This is a genomic window from Citrobacter sp. RHB35-C21, assembly GCF_013816515.1.
Taxonomy (GTDB): domain Bacteria; phylum Pseudomonadota; class Gammaproteobacteria; order Enterobacterales; family Enterobacteriaceae; genus Citrobacter; species Citrobacter braakii.
The window spans coordinates 1,645,282-1,664,030 of sequence record NZ_CP057147.1 but is presented as its reverse complement, the minus strand read 5'-3'; the positions used below and the strand labels follow the sequence as shown (position 1 = coordinate 1,664,030).

Below are 18,749 nucleotides of genomic sequence, written 5' to 3'. Positions count from 1 at the left end.
TCTACCTGACTTTCAGGATTAAGGTGCGTTGGATAACGTTAAACGCTTACGCATTATCAGATAGATAATGTTGAGTGCGAAGTCTGCCTGTGAGCCACTAAATTTGTCAACCCTGAAATCTCACCAGGTTGGTTCATGGTAAAGACGACTTTTCGTCTTTACCATGAACCAACCTTTTGCCATTAATTTCTTTCCTTTCTGCCTGTGGAATAAAAAGTTTTCCTTTTGCGCGAAATTTCAGTTTTATTCTGGCAATATTCCAGTGACAAAAAAGAAAGTTACGTTATTTTGTTACTCTGGTTTATACCCTGAAAAAATATCGGCACCGATAACACATTTCCTTAGGATTACAGAATGGAACACTAAAGCCAAGACTGGCATCGTGCAGATATTGAAAGTGCACTGGAAAAAAGAATCACGCTCAGAGATCTTTCTCGTGCGGCTGGATTATCACCCGATTCACTGCGCAATGTATTTACCCGAAGCTGGCCCAGAGCGGAACAGTTCATTGCGCAGGCGCTCGAAACCTCGCCAGACGTGATTTGGCCAGCATGCTATCCACGCCAGCAGCCAGAGGATAAAACAAGTAATACTGAATATTAAATAGATCACTCGTAATTTATCGAGCATATAAATTAATAAATATCCCAGCTTAATATATTGAGAATATTAATAGCACTATTTGCCATTTCCAATTGCGTAAATACTGTTAAAGCATCACGTAATTGCTATTACGTATGTTATTAACAGGAGTAGTTATGAGTTGGGATAAAAAGGTGGCGGTCAATTACGCCAAATCGCACGCGAGTTCATATTCACAAGGGCGCGGTGCGGAATATACCCGCAAAGCCGTCATACACCATTTACAGGAAGAAGTAATGAAAGCCTTTCCACTGATTGTTCTCATCCTGCTGATTTGTGGCTGTACCCCTTCTCACCGTGACAGCACGCAGGATGTGAAACAGTTCTATCTTTCGTGGATGAAGAACTACACTCAGGATCCGGATGCGCCCCGCGAAACATCAGCATTACTGCAACGCTATGTCGCCAAAGAGGTTATCGGGCGTCTGGCGCTGATTGATACGCTTTATGAGCAGGAGATCGTGCAAGCGGACTACTTTATGTATGTGCAGGATTACGCACCGGCATGGATCCCGCTGTTGCGGGTTGGACAGGCGCAGCCATTCCTCGGCGGTGAAAAACTGAACCTGCAGTTAGGCACTGAGTCAGCCCCTATTCAACTGGAGGTATATACCCGTTGGGAGGAAGGACGGTGGAAAATTTATCGTGTCCGGGACGCGGGTCGTCATTACGAGCAGCCCATTTACAATGCCGGAGAGATTACGCGAGCCAGAGCATGGTCCGCTGAGATCGCGCCGGAATACGAAAAAATGCCGAAGTAAACACAGTAAAAAGGGAGCCTGTTGGCTCCCTTTTTTCGTATTCAAGCTGAGACTTACGCCTTCAGCTTACGCATAACCAGCGTAGCGTTGGTGCCGCCAAAGCCGAAGCTGTTGGACATCACGGTGGTCAGCGCCTGCTCGGTCGGTTTGGTCACGATGTTCAGACCTGCCGCCTGCTCATCCAGCTCTTCAATGTTGATGCTTGGCGCGATAAAGCCATGTTCCAGCATCAGCAGAGAGTAGATAGCTTCCTGCACGCCAGCCGCGCCCAGTGAGTGACCGGTCATCGCTTTGGTTGCGGAGATTGCCGGGCTGTTGTTGCCAAACACTTCGCGGATTGCGCCCAGTTCTTTCACGTCACCAACCGGAGTCGAGGTACCGTGAGAGTTCAGGTAGTCGATCGGCGTGTCTACACCGTGCATCGCCATCTGCATGCAACGTACTGCGCCTTCGCCAGACGGAGCAACCATGTCTGCGCCATCGGACGTTGCGCCGTAACCGACGATTTCCGCATAGATGTGCGCGCCACGTGCCAGAGCGTGCTCTAGTTCTTCAACCACGACCATACCGCCGCCGCCAGCAATAACAAAACCGTCGCGGTTTGCGTCATAGGTACGGGAAGCTTTTGACGGATCGTCGTTGTATTTGGTAGACAGCGCGCCCATTGCATCGAATTCACACGCCATTTCCCAGCACAGCTCTTCGCCGCCGCCAGCAAAAACGATGTCCTGTTTGCCCAGCTGAATTTGTTCTACCGCGTTACCGATGCAGTGCGCAGATGTCGCACAGGCAGAACTGATGGAGTAGTTTACGCCGTGGATTTTGAACGGCGTTGCGAGGCAGGCAGAAACGCCGGACGCCATCGCTTTGGTGACCACATACGGGCCAACCGCTTTCAGACCACGTGGGCTACGCATTGCGTCAGCGCCGAACACCTGAAAACGTGGGGAGCCGCCGCCGGAACCTGCAATCAGGCCAACGCGCGGGTTGTTCTGGTAATCTTCTGCAGCAAGGCCGGCATCAGCCACTGCCTGCTCCATCGATAGGAATGCATAGATGGATGCGTCGCTCATGAAGCGCACTACTTTGCGGTCAATGAGGCCAGTGGTATCCAGTTTTACGTTGCCCCAAACGTGGCTACGCATGCCGGAGTCCTTCAGCTCCTGAGAGAAAGTGATCCCTGAACGTCCTTCACGCAGAGATGCCAGGACTTCCTGCTGGTTATTACCGATGCTGGAAACGATGCCCAAGCCAGTAATCACTGCACGTTTCATTCAATACCTCTGTAAGTCGCACTATTTTAAAGTTTCGAGTGGCACAATAGCGTACACTTGTACGCCGAACAAGTCCGATCAGCCATTTTATGTGGAAATTTGCGCAGCCAGGCACTCATCGCTAAGATCGGGGCACAGCCTGTCAGACGAGTAACTTACGTGAAACAATACGCTATACAACCTGCCAACCTTGAATTCAACGCTGAGGGTACACCTGTTTCCCGAGATTTTGACGATGTCTATTTTTCTAATGATAACGGGCTGGAAGAGACACGTTACGTCTTTCTCGGCGGTAACCATCTCGCACAACGATTCCCTGCGCATTCACGTCCTCTCTTCGTGGTGGCAGAAAGCGGGTTTGGCACCGGACTTAACTTCCTCACGCTCTGGCAGGCATTTGCCGATTTTCGCGATACCCACCCAGAAGCTACCCTGGAAAGATTACATTTCATCAGCTTTGAAAAATATCCGCTGACGCGTGAAGATCTCACCTTAGCCCACCAGCACTGGCCAGAACTTGCCCCGTGGGCCACGGCACTGCAAGAACAATGGCCGCTGCCGCTGGCGGGATGTCATCGCCTGCTGCTTGATGATGGGCGCGTCACGCTGGATCTGTGGTTTGGCGATATTAACGAACTGACCAGTACGCTGGATGACTCTCTGAATCAAAAGGTGGACGCCTGGTTCCTGGACGGTTTCGCACCGGCAAAAAACCCGGATATGTGGACGCCAACGCTGTTTAACGCGATGGCCCGACTGGCTCGTCCCGGCGGGACGCTGGCAACCTTTACATCGGCAGGCTTTGTACGTCGGGGGTTGCAGGAAGCCGGATTTACAATGCAAAAATGTAAAGGCTTTGGGCGCAAACGCGAAATGCTCTGTGGCGTGATGGAACAGACTCAGGCGCTCACGTCCTCGGCGCCATGGTTTGCGCGTACGGGAACAGATAAGCGCGAAGCCGCCATTATTGGTGGAGGAATTGCTAGCGCATTGCTGTCACTGGCGTTATTGCGCCGCGGCTGGCAGGTCACGCTGTATTGCGCCGACGATAAACCTGCCGGGGGCGCATCCGGTAATCGCCAGGGGGCGCTCTACCCCCTACTTAGCAAACATGATGCAGCCATTAATCTCTTTTTCCCCACTGCGTTTACCTTCGCCCGTCGACTGTATGACGCCCTCCCCGTTGAGTTTGCGCATGACTGGTGCGGCGTGACGCAACTCGCGTGGGATGAGAAAAGCCAGCAAAAAATCACCCAGATGCTGTCCCTTGAACTGCCCGCTGCGCTCGCCGTCGGGGTTGACGCACAGCAGGTTTTACAAACAACAGGTGTGGAAACCGGATGCGGCGGGATTCAGTATCCGGCCGGAGGATGGCTGTACCCGGCGCAGTTAACCGCCGCGGTACTGGACTATGCAACAACCCTGGGATTACGCACCCGCTACCAACATACGCTGGCCTCACTGACTCGCCAGACAGCAAGCTGGCAATTGCAGTTTTCCAGTGGAGAAACCGCCTCTCACGCAGCAGTCGTTCTGGCTAACGGTCATCGCATTAGCGGCTTTGAGCAAACGCAGCCGCTACCGGTGTACTCCGTGGGCGGTCAGGTGAGTCATATTCCCACCACACCTGCACTTTCAGCGCTACGTCAGGTGCTGTGCTATGACGGCTACCTCACGCCGCACAACCCGCAAAATCAGCAGCACTGCATTGGCGCCAGCTATCATCGTGGGAGTGAAGAGACAGCGTATCGCGAGGACGATCAGCAACAAAACCGTCAACGCTTAATCGACTGCTTCCCGAACGCTATGTGGGCAAAAGAGGTAGACGTTAGCGACAATGCCGCCCGCTGCGGGGTGCGCTGCGCCACGCGCGATCACATGCCAATGGTCGGCAACGTCGCGGACTATGACGCCACGCTCAGCCAGTACACCACACTTGCTGCAGACAAAGAGCACGCCGTAAGCGCGCCGGTTTATTCCGATTTATTTATGCTGGGCGCGCTGGGATCGCGCGGGCTGTGTACTGCCCCGCTGTGTGCAGAAATTCTGGCTTCGCAAATGAGCAATGAACCGATTCCCATGGATGCCAGCACGCTGGCGGCGCTAAATCCAAATCGTCTGTGGGTCAGGAAGTTATTGAAGGGTAAAGCGGTGAAATAAAAGGATGGGGTGCCATCTCGTCATGGCCTGATGACGCTACGCTTATCAGGCCTACAAACACCCCAACAAGGTTGGCCGGATAAGACACCAGAGCGTCGCCATCCGGCACAATTTACCGCAATTATTGTGCAGTAGCCTTCTGGAACAGAGTGTCCCACATTTCTTTCACTAACGCCTGGTCACGCGGCGATAGTTCGCCTGCGCTGATGGCTTTTTCCAGGCTGCTGGTCACATTGGCGTACAATGCCTCAGCGGAATGGTCCTCGCCAGCGTCCAGTTCGGCCACGGCCAGCGTCAGGTGTCCACGCAAATAGCCACTGGCAAACAACTCATCATCGCTGGCGTGCTCTACCATATCGTCGATTAATGCCAGAATGCGTGATTCAAACTCCGCGATCATCTTCTTTCCTCATTGTAAACGTGGCAGCGACTTCAGTTGAGCGCTTCGGGCCACGGGAATAGTTCCGCCTTAAGTTCAGGCGTGTGATAATAATTCTGTAACGCGTTAATGAAGCGCGCCGGACGTTCAGGGATCCCCTTTTCCAGGTACTCCATCACCTGAGCATGGACACGGCGCTGGAATACCACGCGATCCGGTTCAAAGTCCCCTTCAAGGTTGTCGCAACTGACGTTAAACGGGTAGCCCGCCGCCATGCAAAACAGCCAGTCAAACGCCTGCGGCTTCACTTCCACATCTTCAAACTGGCATTGCGTCTTCGCGTCGCGTCCGTCCGGACAGTACCAGTAACCGAAGTCGACCAGTTCACGCCGCGCCTTACCGGCGATGCACCAGTGTGAAATTTCGTGTAACGCGCTGGCGTAATAGCCATGCGCAAAAACGATACGGTGATACGGTAATTCCGCATCCGCAGGAAGATAGATCGGTTCGTCATCGCCTTTAATCAGACGGGTATTAAATTCATCGGCAAAGCAGCCGTTAAAAATCTCAATTAACTGTTCGTAGTGATGGGTATTATTCATTAGTTCATCCCCAGCCAGTGGAGAATCTCCTGTCCATGATTATCATAAAGTAGCTTGGCGCTCATCACGGCGGAGACAATGACGATCATTGGCCGAATGAGTTTTTGTCCTTTACTGAGCACCAGCCGTGAGCCCATCCGTGCGCCAATAAACTGGCCAATGAGCATCACAAATCCGGTCGCCCAAATCACTTTGCCGCCGAGGGCAAACAGCAACAGCCCGCCGATATTCGATGTGGCATTTAATACTTTGGCGTGGGCCGTCGATTTCGCCAGGTTGTAGCCGCACAGCATGACAAAGGCCAGCGCGTAGAACGACCCCGCAGCCGGACCAAAAAAGCCATCGTAAAAGCCGACGCAGCCCCCGGCCACCAGCGCGAAAGGCAACCCATGCAACCGACGCTGTCGGTCCTCCTCCCCCACTTTCGGCATCAACAGAAAGTAAAGACCAATACAGATAACCAGAACCGGCAGGATCTGGCGCAGAATATCTGACTGCACGTGCTGAACCAACAGCGCGCCGCTCATTGAGCCGATAAAAGTCATGAAGATATTGAGCTTCTGATCCGCCAGATTAACCACGCCCCGGCGAATAAAATAGAGGGAGGAAGAGATAGATCCTCCACAGGCCTGCAGCTTATTGGTGGCCAGCGCTTGCGCGGGTGGCATCCCAGCCGCCATCAATGCCGGGATAGTGAGTAAACCACCGCCTCCGGCCAGAGAATCAATAAAACCTGCCAGCATCGCCACGAAAAAAAGCACACCTAACAGCAGTGGCGACACCATAAACAGAGAGGCAAAATGATCCATTAGAGTACATGCTCGTCCAGTAGCGCCTGGCAGGAAGGCGGCAACGGCGGCGGTGTCTTCTTCTCAGGCTTGGTGGTTCCAGGTTTCGGAGGTTCGAACCAGCTTTGCAGCTCCGCGCCGCAGCCGTCACCCGGTGGTGGTAACGGTTGATCTTCGCACTCAAGACTGTCGGCAGGACAACGCAACCGTACGTGCATATGCGCACGATGCTGGAACCATGGCCGCACTTTACGCAACCAGTCCCTGTCGGTCCCTGCATCCAGACAAAGTTGCTGCTTAATCGCCGGATTCACGAAAATACGCGTGACTTCATTATCTTTTGCCGCCAGCCTGATCAGGCTGAAAATCTCCGGCTTCCAGAGTGACGGCACGACACGTTTGCCATCCTGTGAGACCAGATCTAACGCCTGCGGCCGCAGCAGTTGCGACTGAGTCCAGCGGGTTTTCGGCAATTGCAGGAAAATATCTACATCCAGTCCCGTCTGGTGGCTGGCGTGACCGCCATTGAATCGCCCACCGGCCGGCATGCCCATATCGCCGATTAACACCGTACCCAGCCCCAGATTGTTGGCCTGATTACTCAGACGCTGGATAAACATCACCAGATCCGGATGGCCAAAGTAACGGCGCTGATCGGTGCGCATCACCTGATAGTGTTCTGACTGTACAGGCAGCGTATCTGCGCCAACAATACAGCCGTTGGAGAACGCGCCGATAGACTGCGCGCTGCCTGCAACCGGATGGGTAATTTTCTGCCAGGGCGTCGCCGCCAGACAGGCGGTGCTGGCAAACAGAGCCAGCGCCGCAAGTGCCGTTTTTTTCATCTCTTACCAGCGTGGAATATCGGTCTTCACGTCCGCATTTTGCGCCCGCTGACGCAGCAGGTGATCCATCAACACGATCGCCAGCATCGCTTCGGCGATTGGCACGGCGCGGATCCCAACACACGGATCGTGACGACCTTTGGTGATCATTTCGACTTCTTCACCAAAGCGATTAATAGTGCGCCCTGGAACGGTAATACTGGAGGTCGGTTTCAGCGCCATATGAGCAATGATTTGTTGCCCACTGCTGATCCCACCAAGAATGCCGCCCGCATGATTACTCTGGAAACCTTCTTTGGTGATTTCATCACGGTTCTGGCTGCCGCGCAGTGCAACAACGTCAAAACCGTCGCCAATCTCAACACCTTTAACGGCGTTAATGCTCATCAGCGCGTGAGCGATATCAGCATCCAGGCGGTCAAATACAGGTTCGCCGAGACCCGCTGGTACGCCGCTTGCAACCACGGTCACCTTCGCTCCGATGGAGTCGCCCTCTTTCTTCAGCCCACGCATCAGTTCGTCCAGCGCCTCGAGTTTATCCGGATCTGGACAAAAGAACGGGTTAAGCTCCACCTGGGACCAGTCTTTGATCTCCAGCGGAATATCCCCCATCTGCGTCAGACAGCCGCGAATTTCAACGCCGAATTTTTCCGCCAGATATTTTTTGGCAATCGCTCCGGCCGCAACGCGCATCGCCGTTTCACGTGCGGATGAGCGTCCGCCGCCACGGTAGTCACGCAGGCCATACTTCTGCTCATAGGTATAGTCGGCGTGTCCTGGACGAAAAACGTCCTTAATCGCGCCGTAATCCTGTGAACGCTGATCGGTATTTTCGATCAACAGGCCAATGCTGGTGCCGGTGGTAACGCCCTCGAACACACCGGAGAGGATTTTCACCTGATCCGGCTCACGACGCTGCGTAGTGTAGCGCGATGTGCCCGGACGGCGTCTGTCGAGATCGTGCTGCAGGTCAGCTTCTGTCAGAGAAATGCCCGGCGGAACACCATCGACAATACAACCGAGCGCCAGCCCGTGTGATTCACCGAAAGTGGTTACGCGAAAGAGTTGCCCAATTGTGTTTCCTGCCATCACGGCTCCGTTATGAGTGTTGTGTATGTGCGCGTGTATTTAGTCTTTATAAATGCTGAAGTGCTCGCGAGCAGCAACTAACTGCTCTTTGGTCAGCATGAATACACCTTCACCGCCGTTGTCGAACTCCAGCCAGGTGAACGGTACATCCGGGTATTGCTCTATCAGATGTACCATGCTGTTTCCGACTTCACAAATCAGAATACCGTTATCTGACAGGTAGTCCGGAGCGTTACCCAGAATGCGACGGGTAAGTTTTAGTCCATCGCTGCCGGACGCCAGACCCAGCTCAGGTTCATGACGATATTCGTTTGGCAGATCGGACATATCTTCCGCATCGACATACGGCGGATTGGTCACAATCAGGTCATACTGGACTTTCAGCAGATCGCGGAACAGATCGGAACGGATCGGCGTAACATGATGGATCAGGCCGTGCTCTTCAATATTGTGTTCGGTCACCGCCAGCGCGTCGGTGGAAATATCCACCGCATCCACTTCGGCCTCCGGGAAAGCATAGGCGCAGGCAATGGCAATACAGCCGCTGCCGGTACACATATCAAGGATATGCTGTGGCTGCTCATTAATAAGGCCCGCAAAGCGGTTATTAATAAGCTCGCCAATTGGCGAACGTGGCACCAGCACGCGTTCATCAACATAAAACTCATGCCCGCAGAACCAGGCTTTGTTGGTCAAATAAGCGACCGGAATGCGCTCGTTGACGCGGCGAATCACGCGTTCAACAATGCGATGGCGCTCGCTGGAAGTCAGACGCGCGGTACGCATATCTTCTGGAATATCCAGCGGCAGATAAAGTGACGGCAGCACCAGTTGTACGGCCTCGTCCCATGGGTTATCCGTGCCATGGCCATACCAGATGTTCGCCGCGCTAAAACGGCTGACCGCCCAACGCAACATGTCCTGAATGGTATGCAGTTCACTCACTGCTTCATCGACGAAAATTTTATCCACGTATTCCTCCAGGGCATGCTCGTATTAATTTCGGCGGCTAGTTTGCCACGAAGACGGCGATAAATCAGCATTCACACAGGGCCTGAGCGCGAAAATTGCGTTTTAAGCGATCGGATGCCCGCCGAGTCGGGTTAAACTAACGAAAAATAAAAGATGAGACTCTCGAATGAAAAAGAAAACATCGCTCAGCGAGGAGGATCAGACGCTGTTTCGCCAGCTGATGACCGGCACGCGTAAAATTAAACAGGACACCATTGTTCACCGACCGCTACGTAAAAAAATTACCGAGGTTCCGGTTAAAAGGCTGCTGCAGGAACAAGCTGATGCCAGTCACTATTTCTCGGACGAGTTTCAGCCGCTGCTAAATACGGACGGCCCGGTAAGATATCTGCGTGCCGACGTCAGCCATTTCGAACTAAAGAAAATGCGCCGTGGCGATTACTCCCCAGAGCTGTTTCTCGATCTGCACGGGCTGACCCAGCAGCAGGCCAAACAGGAGTTAGGCGCGCTGATTGCCGCCTGTCGTCGTGAGCATGTGTTTTGCGCCTGCGTGATGCATGGCCACGGAAAACATATTCTTAAGCAGCAAACACCGCTCTGGTTGGCGCAGCATCCGCACGTGATGGCCTTTCATCAAGCGCCAAAAGAGTACGGTGGCGACGCCGCGCTGCTGCTGCTGATTGAAGTGGAAGAGTGGCAACCACCCGAACTTCCCTGATGCAGAAAAACAGAAAGAGCCGCTTTTGCGGCTCTTTGATTTTCCGGATGACGGCTGTGCCTTATCCGATTCCAGGCTTTTTAAATTGCTTTTGCCATTTTCAGGTTACACGGGCTCATCTGCCAGTTAAAAGTACCCTTCCCGCTCTCATCAAGCGTTACGCTGGCAATCGCTGATGTGGTAAACATCGGCGGTGTTTCTCCTGGGCAAAGTTCAGACACCAGATACCCCACTAAAGGTAAGTGAGAGATGACCAGCGCCGTGGCGATACCTTCATTGGCCAGAGCCTGTAAATAGGCGCTGACCAGACCGACATCGCCGCAGGGAGTCAGCTCCGGCAAAACATCCACACCGGTTGGCAGGTTCATACACTCCCCCACCACATCCAGCGTTTGTTCGGCTCGTAGGAACGGGCTCACCAGAACACGTTCGATATCCACTTTTTGACCTTTCAGCCAGTTCGCCATCAGGCGAGATTCGTCACAACCACAGGAGGTTAAAGGACGAACCGAATCACTGGCGGCATCGAGGGCTGCGTCGCCGTGACGCATGATAAAAACTTGCATATTGCACCGCTTTTGTTAACCAGAATCACCGACACCTTTATCCACAGCCCCTATTGACCGTGGTAACGATGTGGTGGCCGGCATTGTGCCTTATCCATTCACCGAATGAAACGCTGTTTTTTACCTCAACGGCGTAAGTATAGTCAATCTCTGTTTACATTTTGAGCGCGCCCCATACATTCAGTGCGGATTCATCCTACCTTTGACCTCATGAATTCAGGTCAGTTTCCCCATTACTCCAGAATCTTTCACCGCGTTCCGCCATCTGCAATAACTGTTCACACGGCGTAAACCGCGAGCCGTATTGCGTGGTCAGTCGTTGCAGAGCAGCAACCACTTCACCCGCGCCGAGCGAATCCATATACCGGAACGGGCCGCCGAGGAAGGGCGGAAAACCAATACCAAATACAGCGCCGATATCGCCATCACGCGCGCTGCGGATAATCTTCTCATCGAAACAGCGTGCTGCTTCATTGAGCATTAAGATGACGCACCGCTCGGCGATCTGCGCGGCGGTGAGTCGGCCCTGCCCCTGGACGCCAATAAGCGTATAAATTGCAGGGTCGACCTGTTTTTTGCTTTTACGCCCTTTCGCTCCATAAAGATAGAAACCCCGACCATTTTTTCTACCTTTGCGATCGTCATTCAAAATTGAAGCAACAACATTTGCAGGTGCGCTAAAACGTTCTCCATATGCAGCCTCAAGCACTGGTATAATTTTAGTGCCCGTATCAATTCCGACCTCATCCAAAAGTTGGATTGGCCCGACCGGAAAACCAAACTTAACCAGCGCGGCGTCAATGGCTTCAACCCGCTCGCCTTCGGTCAGCATACGAATAGCTTCGTTAATGTATGGCGCTAAAATGCGGTTAACATAAAATCCGGCCTTATCTCTGACCACTATCGGAGTTTTGCCCTGCTTTTTCGCCAGTTTAACGGTTGTGGCAATTGTCTGCTCAGAGGTCGTGGCATGCGGGATAACCTCGACCAGCGGCATTTTTTCCACCGGGCTAAAGAAGTGCAAACCAATTACTTGTTGAGGCCTGGCAGCGTTCGCCGCAATATCGCCAATCGGCAAAGATGAGGTGTTAGAGGCAAAAATGGTATGAGATGCGCAATTTCGTTCAACTTCTGCCACCATCTGTTGTTTTAACGCCAGATCTTCAAATACGGCTTCAATAACCAGATCGCGATGAGCGAAGCCACGGTAATCGGTTGATCCCGAAATCAGCGCCAGCTGTTTATCACGCTCGCTGGCTTTGATATGACGGCGGCGAACCTTCGTTTCAAGCTGATCCCAGCTGTACTTCAGCGCGTGGTTGATTCCCTTGGCATTTATATCTTTGATACGCACTGGCAAGCCGCCTTTACAGGCCGTCACATAGGCAATACCGCCCCCCATCAGACCGCCGCCCAAAATGCCTACACTGTTTAGCGGGCCGGGCTTCACATCACTTCCGGGATCCTTTTTCACATCGGTGTTGGCAAAAAAGATGTGCCGCAGCGCCTGAGACTGAGATGTCATCGCCAGTTCGCCAAACGCGCGGGCTTCGGCGTCGTAACCGCTGCTGCTGCCTTGCGCCAGGCCGGTTTCGATGACCTCAAGGATACGTTCTGTTGCAGGGTAGTTGCCCTGCGTTTTTTGCGCCGTCTTTTTACTGGCCATGCGGAATAACAGCGCCCGCCCCAGCGGCCCCGCTAGCACACGCTCTCGCACCGGCAGAGTTCGGTGTGCGGGACTGTCCTTTTTGGCCAGTTCTACGGCCGCTTCCAGCAAAATGGTATGCGGTACAACTTCATCCACTAAACCCACTTTCAGCGCCTGTTTTGCGCGTAGTTGTTTTCCGGTGAGGATCATATCCAGCGCGGTACTGACGCCAATCAGACGGGGCAACCGCTGGGTACCGCCAGAGCCAGGCAGCAGACCAAGCTGCACTTCCGGTAAACCCAGTACGGTTTTAGCATCATCGGTACAAATACGATTGTGGCACGCCAGCGCCATCTCCAGGCCACCGCCGAGACAGGCGCCATGAATTGCGGCGATAACGGGGATCGGCAAGGCATTAATTTCCGCCATAATCTGCTGCCCCTGGCGTGCCAGCGTTTCAGCTTCCTGCGCGCTGCGACAGCGACCAATCATGTTGATATCCGCCCCAGCAATGAAGTTATCGGGTTTCGCCGAAATGAACACCACGCCGCGTAATGCTTTGTTATCGCGAATTTGTTTCAGAATGACCCGAACCTGGGAGGCAAATTCCGCCTTCAGGGTATTCATTTTCTCTCCGGGCACATCAATGGTAACAACAGCGACGTTATCCAGACGTACGTTTAGCGTAAAAGCCGATGCCATTTCCATTATTCCGCCTCCAGAACCATTGCCGCACCCAGACCACCTGCAGCACAGGCTGTCACTAAACCAAAACCACCGCCACGACGTCGTAACTCATGGAGGGTTTGGGTGATCATGCGAGCACCGGTGGCGGCGAAGGGGTGTCCATAGGCAATCGATCCGCCCAGCACGTTAAATTTACTGTCATCGACCTCGCCCGTGGCATGCGCCCTGCCCAGCACTTCGCGGGCAAAACGTTCGCTACCCAGCAGTTGAAGATTCGCCAGCGTTTGTGCGGCAAATGCTTCATGCATATCGATCAGGGTTAAATCAGCCATGGTCAGACCCGCTCTCTCCAGGGCAAGCGGCGTTGACCACGCCGGCCCCAACAGCATGTCCTGCCAGACATCGATGGCGGTAAAGGCAAAACTACGCAGGTATCCCAGCGGCACCAGCCCCAACTCTTTCGCACGCGATTCCGTCATCATAATCACGGCGGCTGCGCCGTCCGTTAGCGGGGTACTGTTCGCCGCGGTAACGGTGCCGTGCTTTCGGTCAAAGGCCGGACGCAGTTTGGCGTAATCGGCCAGCGTAGAGTTGCCGCGAATATTGTTATCTTCTGAAAAAGGATCTTTGAAAGGTGGCGCGTAGGTGGTCATCACCTCATCTGCCAGTTTTCCTTCAGACCACGCCTGAGCGGCGCGCTGATGAGAACGGTGCGCCAGGGCATCCTGTTGCTCTCGCGTAATCCCATAAGTTTTGGCCATTTGCTCGGCCGTATCCCCCATGCGTAAACCGGTGGAATACTCGGCGACGGCTGGCGGTACGGGCATCAGGTCACGTAAGCGCAGTCGGGAGAAAAGTTTAAGACGCTGACCGGTAGTCCGGGCCTTATTGACATCCACCAGCACCCGCGCCAACTTTTTGCTAACGCCAATAGGCAGAACTGACGAGGAGTCCGCACCGCCGGCAATTCCTGCGCGGATAGTCCCCGCCATCAGGCTTTCCGCGACATTCGCCACCGCCTGGAAGCTGGTGGCGCAGGCTCTGCTTACGCTGTAGGCATCGGTGTGCACATTCATCCCGGTTCCCAGCACGATTTCACGAGCAATATTTGGGGCTTCGGGCATTTGCACCACCTGGCCAAAGACCAGTTGCTCAATCACATCAGCAGAAATTTCGCTGCGCGCCAGCAGCTCGCCAACGACCATTTTCCCCAAATCTACGGCGGGAATGCCATGAAACGCGGTTGCCTGGCGGGCAAATGGCGTACGCAATCCGCTTACGATGGCGATGCGATCGCCCTGGCGGGTAACCAGCGGTAAAGCCTGACTCATAACACTCCCCTGTAAAAAATAAAAATAAGTGGTCTGACCTGATCACAGTCTTAACCAATTTTTTACATTTAGCCAAGCAGGGAGAAAAGAAAGTGGGAGCTATGACACAGTGAATAATCACTGACAGTGACGAAAAAGCCCTTGCTACCGGGTAACAAGGGCTTTTAAAGAAGGGATTAACGCAGACCCAGTTGGAAGATCAGCGTTTCAGCTTCACAGGCAAAAACAAAGTCGATATCCAGACGCACACCTTCAGACTCTTCAGTAAAGGTCGAGGTGATTTGGCAAGGCTCAGATTCCACGCCACGCGCCTTCTCAGTCAGAGCGGCCAGCGTTTCTTCTGCCTCTGCACGATTCGCGAACACACGGCTGTATGACGCGGTGCAATCGGAGTTGTCCATGATGGTGCCAACATCCATACAGCAGCAAACCGGGGTTTCATCAGCACTGCATTTACTCATTGTAGATTTCCTCTGTATTCGCACCTGTGGTGCCAGATAAACGATGGGGATATTTTACGCTCCCATTATTCGCCTCTCCAGTCGTTAATTGTATGAAATGGGATAAGTGACCGAAATCACACTTAAAAATGATCTAAAACAAAAATCACCCAAACAGGTGAGTGTGCATACCCGCAATTTTGCCAGCTGGATCGCGTTTCCGAGATCAGAATTGAAAATATTTATAAACATACTTGCAACATTTCATCTGGTCAGACCTATACTCTCGGCACTGGTCTGATTTCTAAGTTGTACCTCAGACCCTACACTTCGCGCTCCTGTTACGGTATGTAACATTGTTTGTATAAAAATAAATCAATGAGGTTATGGTCATGAGCCAGAAAACCCTGTTTACAAAGTCTGCTCTCGCAGTCGCAGTGGCAATTATCTCCACACAGGCCTGGTCTGCAGGCTTTCAGTTAAACGAATTTTCTTCCTCTGGCCTTGGCCGGGCATATTCGGGTGAAGGCGCTATTGCAGATGATGCAGGTAACGCCAGTCGTAACCCGGCGCTGATTATGATGTTTGACCGCCCTACTTTTTCAGCGGGTGCGGTGTATATCGATCCAGACGTGAATATTTCCGGTAAATCGCCATACACCGGTCGCAGCACCGATGCGGACAACATCGCGCCTACGGCGTGGGTTCCCAATGCTCACTTCGTGATGCCGATCAACGAACAGTTTGGTTGGGGGGCTTCTGTCACGTCAAACTATGGCCTGGCAACCGAATTTAACGACAACTACATCGTCGGCGAATACGGCGGGAAGACCGATCTTAAAACGGTCAACCTGAACCTGAGCGGTGCCTACCGTCTGAATGATAGCTGGAGCTTTGGCGTTGGTTTTAATGCCGTCTATGCCGATGCAAAAATTGAGCGTTATTCCGGTGAACAAACTGCTGCATTGCCAAAAGTCAGCCAGAAAATTGCCAGCCTGAAAGGTGACGAATGGGGTTACGGCTGGAACGCCGGAATTTTGTACGAGCTGGATAAAAATAACCGCTACGGTTTAACGTATCGGTCTGAAGTCAAAATCGACTTCGATGGCGATTACAAGAGCGGCATCCGCACCCAGGCCAACGCGTTACCTGGCGCAGGCACGGCGTTCCCTTGGGGAACCACCAACGCCACCGTCCCAGGTTCTCTGACGCTTAACCTGCCGGAAATGTGGGAACTGTCGGGTTACAACCGCGTTGCACCACAGTGGGCTATTCACTACAGCATGGCTTACACCAGCTGGAGTCAGTTCCAGGAGCTGAAAGCAACCGGCACCAACGGGCAGACGCTGTTCTATAAAGAAGAAGGGTTCAAAGATTCTTACCGCATCGCGCTGGGTACGACTTATTACATGGATAAAAGCTGGACCTTCCGTACCGGTATCGCCTATGACGATAGCCCGGTTCCTGCGAGCAAGCGTTCCATCTCCATTCCAGACCAGGACCGTCTGTGGCTGAGTGCGGGTACCACTTACGCCTTCAATGATGACGCGTCCATTGACGTAGGCGTTTCTTATATGCACGGCCAGAAAGTGACCGTCAAAGAAGGCCCGTATACTTTCGATTCTGAAGGTAAAGCCTGGCTGTTCGGTACCAACTTCAACTACGCATTCTGATTTTCTTCAGATATAAAAAAGGTGAGCTTTTTAGCTCACCTTTTTATTTTCAACCTTCCTTACTCGGAATCGATCTCTTTTAAATCGTCCTGAATATCTTTCGCGTTCGGGTTTTCTTCTGGTTTGAGTTTGCCACCGTTCGCAATAAAGTCATGACGCTGGAAGTAAGCTTCTCGCACCATGATGTAAGGGTCGGAAGATTGACGCAGCAGACCGTCGGAATCAAGCAGTTGCGCGCGGGTTTCAATCCCTTCAACCGTCCATTTACCTATCGACAACGGCCAGGTCAGCCAGGACAGTACCGGATACAGCGTATCCACCATGTCGCCGCCATCATCACGCAGCGTGAAGCTGCCGTAGAATGGAAGCTGCATATACGGTCCATAACCAACGTCATAGTGGCCTAACGTACTACCAAAACGGTGTGGTTCAACGCGCTGTAACTTCGGATTAGCCATACCCGCCACGTCGATAAATCCGCCCATACCTAACAGGGTGTTCAGGAAGAAACGGGTGAAGTGCACCATCCCCTGATAGGGGTCGCCTTGCAGGAAGTAGTTGACCATAACGGCCGGCTCTTCAAGGTTGCCGGTAAAATTGCTCAAACCGTTACGCGCCGGCTGCGGGACATAATCACGCCAGGCAACTGCCACCGGTCGAACAACGTATGGATCTAAAACATTAAAGTTGAAGTTGTACATGGTGCGGTTGAACCCTTCAAATGGGTCCGAACGCCCCTGCTGTTCAGTACCAGAGCTCGCACACCCCACCAAAAGTGTGGTTCCCAGCGCAAGCGCCGACAGGCGAAGCTTCATAAGTGTCTCCCTGTGTATTATGGCTATCGCTGATTGCCATCCATGACGGAACGATGACGTATCCGCCTGTTTAGATGTGAGCGATTGTAACAGCACGTCAAATGATGTCTATATACCCTGTGTTACTGATTTGATCATAGCCTGGTAATGCGTACTCCGCGGCGGCTCTATTCTAGCTACCCCAATAAAAACAAACGTTACCATTTTTGCTATCTCAGACTTTCTCCCGCTGATTTTCGGACAAAAGCCGCTACGCTTTAGCAATACGTGCTAATTCAGGATTCGGCTATGAATGACATTGAGAACGAAAAGATTGATCGGCACAGCGACGAACTCCAGGTCGACAGTGACGAAAAGCTAGAGGGTAAAAAGATTGAGGTCGATGAGGACAGACTCCCCTCCCGCGCCATGGCGATCCATGAACATATCCGCCAGGATGGGGAGAAAGAAATGGAGCGCGACGCGATGGCGCTACTGTGGTCAGCCATCGCTGCGGGACTCTCGATGGGCGCCTCGCTACTGGCTAAAGGAATTTTTCATGTGCAACTGGAAGGTGTGCCTGGAGGATTTTTGCTGGAGAACCTCGGTTATACCTTCGGCTTTATAATTGTCATTATGGCTCGCCAGCAACTGTTTACCGAAAATACCGTCACCGCCGTCCTGCCGGTAATGCAAAACCCTACGCTCGGCAATTTTGGCCTGCTGATGCGCCTGTGGAGTGTGGTTCTGCTAGGTAATATTATTGGCACCGGGGTTGCGGCATGGGCGTTTGAGCATATGCCGATTTTTGATGAAGAAACCCGCGATGCTTTTGTCAAAATCGGCATGGATGTGATGAAAAACACGCCAACGGAGATGTTTTCCAACGCCATCATTTCTGGCTGGTTAATTGCCACAATGGTATGGATGTTTCCCGCCGCCGGTGCGGCAAAGATTGTGGTTATTATTCTGATGACCTGGCTGATTGCGCTGGGCGATACCACGCACATCGTCGTCGGTTCGGTGGAAATTCTCTATCTGGTCTTTAATGGCACGCTGCACTGGAGTGATTTCTTCTGGCCCTTTGCTCTCCCTACGCTCGCCGGGAATATCTGTGGCGGGACGTTTATCTTCGCGCTGATGAGCCACGCGCAGATCCGCAATGATATGAGCAATAAACGCAAAGAAGAAGCCAGGTTACAAGCCAGGCGGGATGAGCAAAAGCAGAAAAACCAGAAAAAACAGGCTTGAATGGTGACGGTTTGAGCAGTTGGGCGGCCTGAGGCTTACCGTTGTGAGTAAAAAACGCTATACTCGTGCCGCTTGGGTCCCTTAGTTAAATTGATATGCAGACTTACATATACAACTTATTGTTATTAA

The 18,749-nt window shown here is 52.8% G+C and carries 18 protein-coding genes and 1 pseudogene; 7 read left to right on the top strand and 12 right to left on the bottom strand.

The features are described 5' to 3' along the window. The first annotated feature begins 390 nt into the window (after positions 1-390). The 3 genes and pseudogenes from HVZ39_RS08015 to HVZ39_RS08010 all read left to right on the top strand — a co-directional run bounded on the left by HVZ39_RS08015 (position 391) and on the right by HVZ39_RS08010 (position 1,403). On the top strand, positions 391-603 hold the full coding sequence (locus HVZ39_RS08015) for a helix-turn-helix domain-containing protein (RefSeq protein WP_249419343.1): 213 nt from the start codon (positions 391-393) through the stop codon (positions 601-603). A gap of 155 nt (positions 604-758) precedes the next feature. Continuing rightward, positions 759-854 (top strand): annotated as a pseudogene (locus HVZ39_RS26590) (hypothetical protein); the annotation flags it as partial. Positions 855-878: 24 nt separating this feature from the next. Beyond that, a complete protein-coding gene (locus tag HVZ39_RS08010; RefSeq protein ID WP_047358791.1) occupies positions 879-1,403 on the top strand; it encodes a YbjP/YqhG family protein in 525 nt (174 codons plus the stop codon). A gap of 53 nt (positions 1,404-1,456) precedes the next feature. Here HVZ39_RS08010 and fabB read toward each other — a convergent pair whose 3' ends face one another. Further along, the gene (gene fabB / locus HVZ39_RS08005; protein ID WP_016157055.1) at positions 1,457-2,677 is read right to left on the bottom strand and encodes a beta-ketoacyl-ACP synthase I; all 1,221 of its coding nucleotides are present in this window, start codon (positions 2,675-2,677) and stop codon (positions 1,457-1,459) included. A 159-nt stretch (positions 2,678-2,836) separates the two neighbouring features. Here fabB and mnmC point away from each other — a divergent pair, with 159 nt between their 5' ends. Further along, entirely contained in the window at positions 2,837-4,837 is a 2,001-nt protein-coding gene (gene mnmC / locus HVZ39_RS08000; RefSeq protein WP_181633440.1) for a bifunctional tRNA (5-methylaminomethyl-2-thiouridine)(34)-methyltransferase MnmD/FAD-dependent 5-carboxymethylaminomethyl-2-thiouridine(34) oxidoreductase MnmC, read from the top strand. A 121-nt stretch (positions 4,838-4,958) separates the two neighbouring features. Here mnmC and HVZ39_RS07995 read toward each other — a convergent pair whose 3' ends face one another. Genes HVZ39_RS07995 through prmB form a run of 6 tightly spaced genes read right to left on the bottom strand, consistent with a single transcriptional unit; the run spans position 4,959 to position 9,512 of the window. Beyond that, positions 4,959-5,237 carry a YfcL family protein gene (locus tag HVZ39_RS07995; protein ID WP_016157057.1) on the bottom strand — a complete coding sequence of 93 codons (279 nt, stop codon included), beginning with the start codon at positions 5,235-5,237 and terminating at the stop codon, positions 4,959-4,961. A gap of 32 nt (positions 5,238-5,269) precedes the next feature. After that, the gene (locus HVZ39_RS07990; protein ID WP_047358771.1) at positions 5,270-5,818 is read right to left on the bottom strand and encodes an elongation factor P hydroxylase; all 549 of its coding nucleotides are present in this window, start codon (positions 5,816-5,818) and stop codon (positions 5,270-5,272) included. Continuing rightward, a complete protein-coding gene (locus HVZ39_RS07985; protein ID WP_016153874.1) occupies positions 5,818-6,627 on the bottom strand; it encodes a sulfite exporter TauE/SafE family protein in 810 nt (269 codons plus the stop codon). Before HVZ39_RS07985 ends, HVZ39_RS07990 begins: the two co-directional genes overlap by 1 nt. Next, entirely contained in the window at positions 6,627-7,451 is an 825-nt protein-coding gene (gene mepA / locus HVZ39_RS07980) for a penicillin-insensitive murein endopeptidase (protein WP_016153875.1), read from the bottom strand. Before mepA ends, HVZ39_RS07985 begins: the two co-directional genes overlap by 1 nt. Before the next feature lie 3 nt (positions 7,452-7,454). Then, complete coding sequence (aroC, locus tag HVZ39_RS07975; RefSeq protein ID WP_003028170.1) at positions 7,455-8,540, bottom strand: chorismate synthase; 1,086 nt, start codon at positions 8,538-8,540, stop codon at positions 7,455-7,457. Positions 8,541-8,579: 39 nt separating this feature from the next. Then, positions 8,580-9,512 (bottom strand): 50S ribosomal protein L3 N(5)-glutamine methyltransferase, encoded by a 933-nt coding sequence (prmB, locus tag HVZ39_RS07970; RefSeq protein WP_016157058.1) that lies wholly within the window; start codon positions 9,510-9,512, stop codon positions 8,580-8,582. A gap of 166 nt (positions 9,513-9,678) precedes the next feature. Between prmB and smrB the strand changes: the two genes are divergently transcribed. After that, entirely contained in the window at positions 9,679-10,230 is a 552-nt protein-coding gene (smrB, locus tag HVZ39_RS07965; protein ID WP_016157059.1) for an endonuclease SmrB, read from the top strand. An 80-nt stretch (positions 10,231-10,310) separates the two neighbouring features. Here the strand turns inward: smrB and sixA are convergent, their stop codons facing one another. The 4 genes from sixA to HVZ39_RS07945 form a co-directional block, all read right to left on the bottom strand. Beyond that, a complete protein-coding gene (gene sixA, locus HVZ39_RS07960) occupies positions 10,311-10,796 on the bottom strand; it encodes a phosphohistidine phosphatase SixA (protein WP_003028179.1) in 486 nt (161 codons plus the stop codon). Between the two features lie 208 nt (positions 10,797-11,004). Then, positions 11,005-13,152: a fatty acid oxidation complex subunit alpha FadJ gene (fadJ, locus tag HVZ39_RS07955; RefSeq protein WP_181633439.1), complete on the bottom strand. Its 2,148-nt coding sequence runs from the start codon at positions 13,150-13,152 to the stop codon at positions 11,005-11,007. Continuing rightward, positions 13,152-14,462: an acetyl-CoA C-acyltransferase FadI gene (fadI, locus tag HVZ39_RS07950; RefSeq protein WP_016153879.1), complete on the bottom strand. Its 1,311-nt coding sequence runs from the start codon at positions 14,460-14,462 to the stop codon at positions 13,152-13,154. Before fadI ends, fadJ begins: the two co-directional genes overlap by 1 nt. Positions 14,463-14,638: 176 nt before the next feature. Further along, positions 14,639-14,923 (bottom strand): YfcZ/YiiS family protein, encoded by a 285-nt coding sequence (locus HVZ39_RS07945; RefSeq protein ID WP_003834838.1) that lies wholly within the window; start codon positions 14,921-14,923, stop codon positions 14,639-14,641. A gap of 371 nt (positions 14,924-15,294) precedes the next feature. Here HVZ39_RS07945 and fadL point away from each other — a divergent pair, with 371 nt between their 5' ends. Continuing rightward, positions 15,295-16,575: a long-chain fatty acid transporter FadL gene (gene fadL, locus HVZ39_RS07940; protein WP_016157062.1), complete on the top strand. Its 1,281-nt coding sequence runs from the start codon at positions 15,295-15,297 to the stop codon at positions 16,573-16,575. A 59-nt stretch (positions 16,576-16,634) separates the two neighbouring features. Here fadL and mlaA read toward each other — a convergent pair whose 3' ends face one another. Next, positions 16,635-17,390: a phospholipid-binding lipoprotein MlaA gene (gene mlaA / locus HVZ39_RS07935; protein WP_003028190.1), complete on the bottom strand. Its 756-nt coding sequence runs from the start codon at positions 17,388-17,390 to the stop codon at positions 16,635-16,637. 288 nt (positions 17,391-17,678) lie between these two features. Between mlaA and HVZ39_RS07930 the strand changes: the two genes are divergently transcribed. After that, positions 17,679-18,620 (top strand): formate/nitrite transporter family protein, encoded by a 942-nt coding sequence (locus tag HVZ39_RS07930; protein ID WP_047416338.1) that lies wholly within the window; start codon positions 17,679-17,681, stop codon positions 18,618-18,620. The last annotated feature ends 129 nt before the right edge of the window (positions 18,621-18,749 follow it).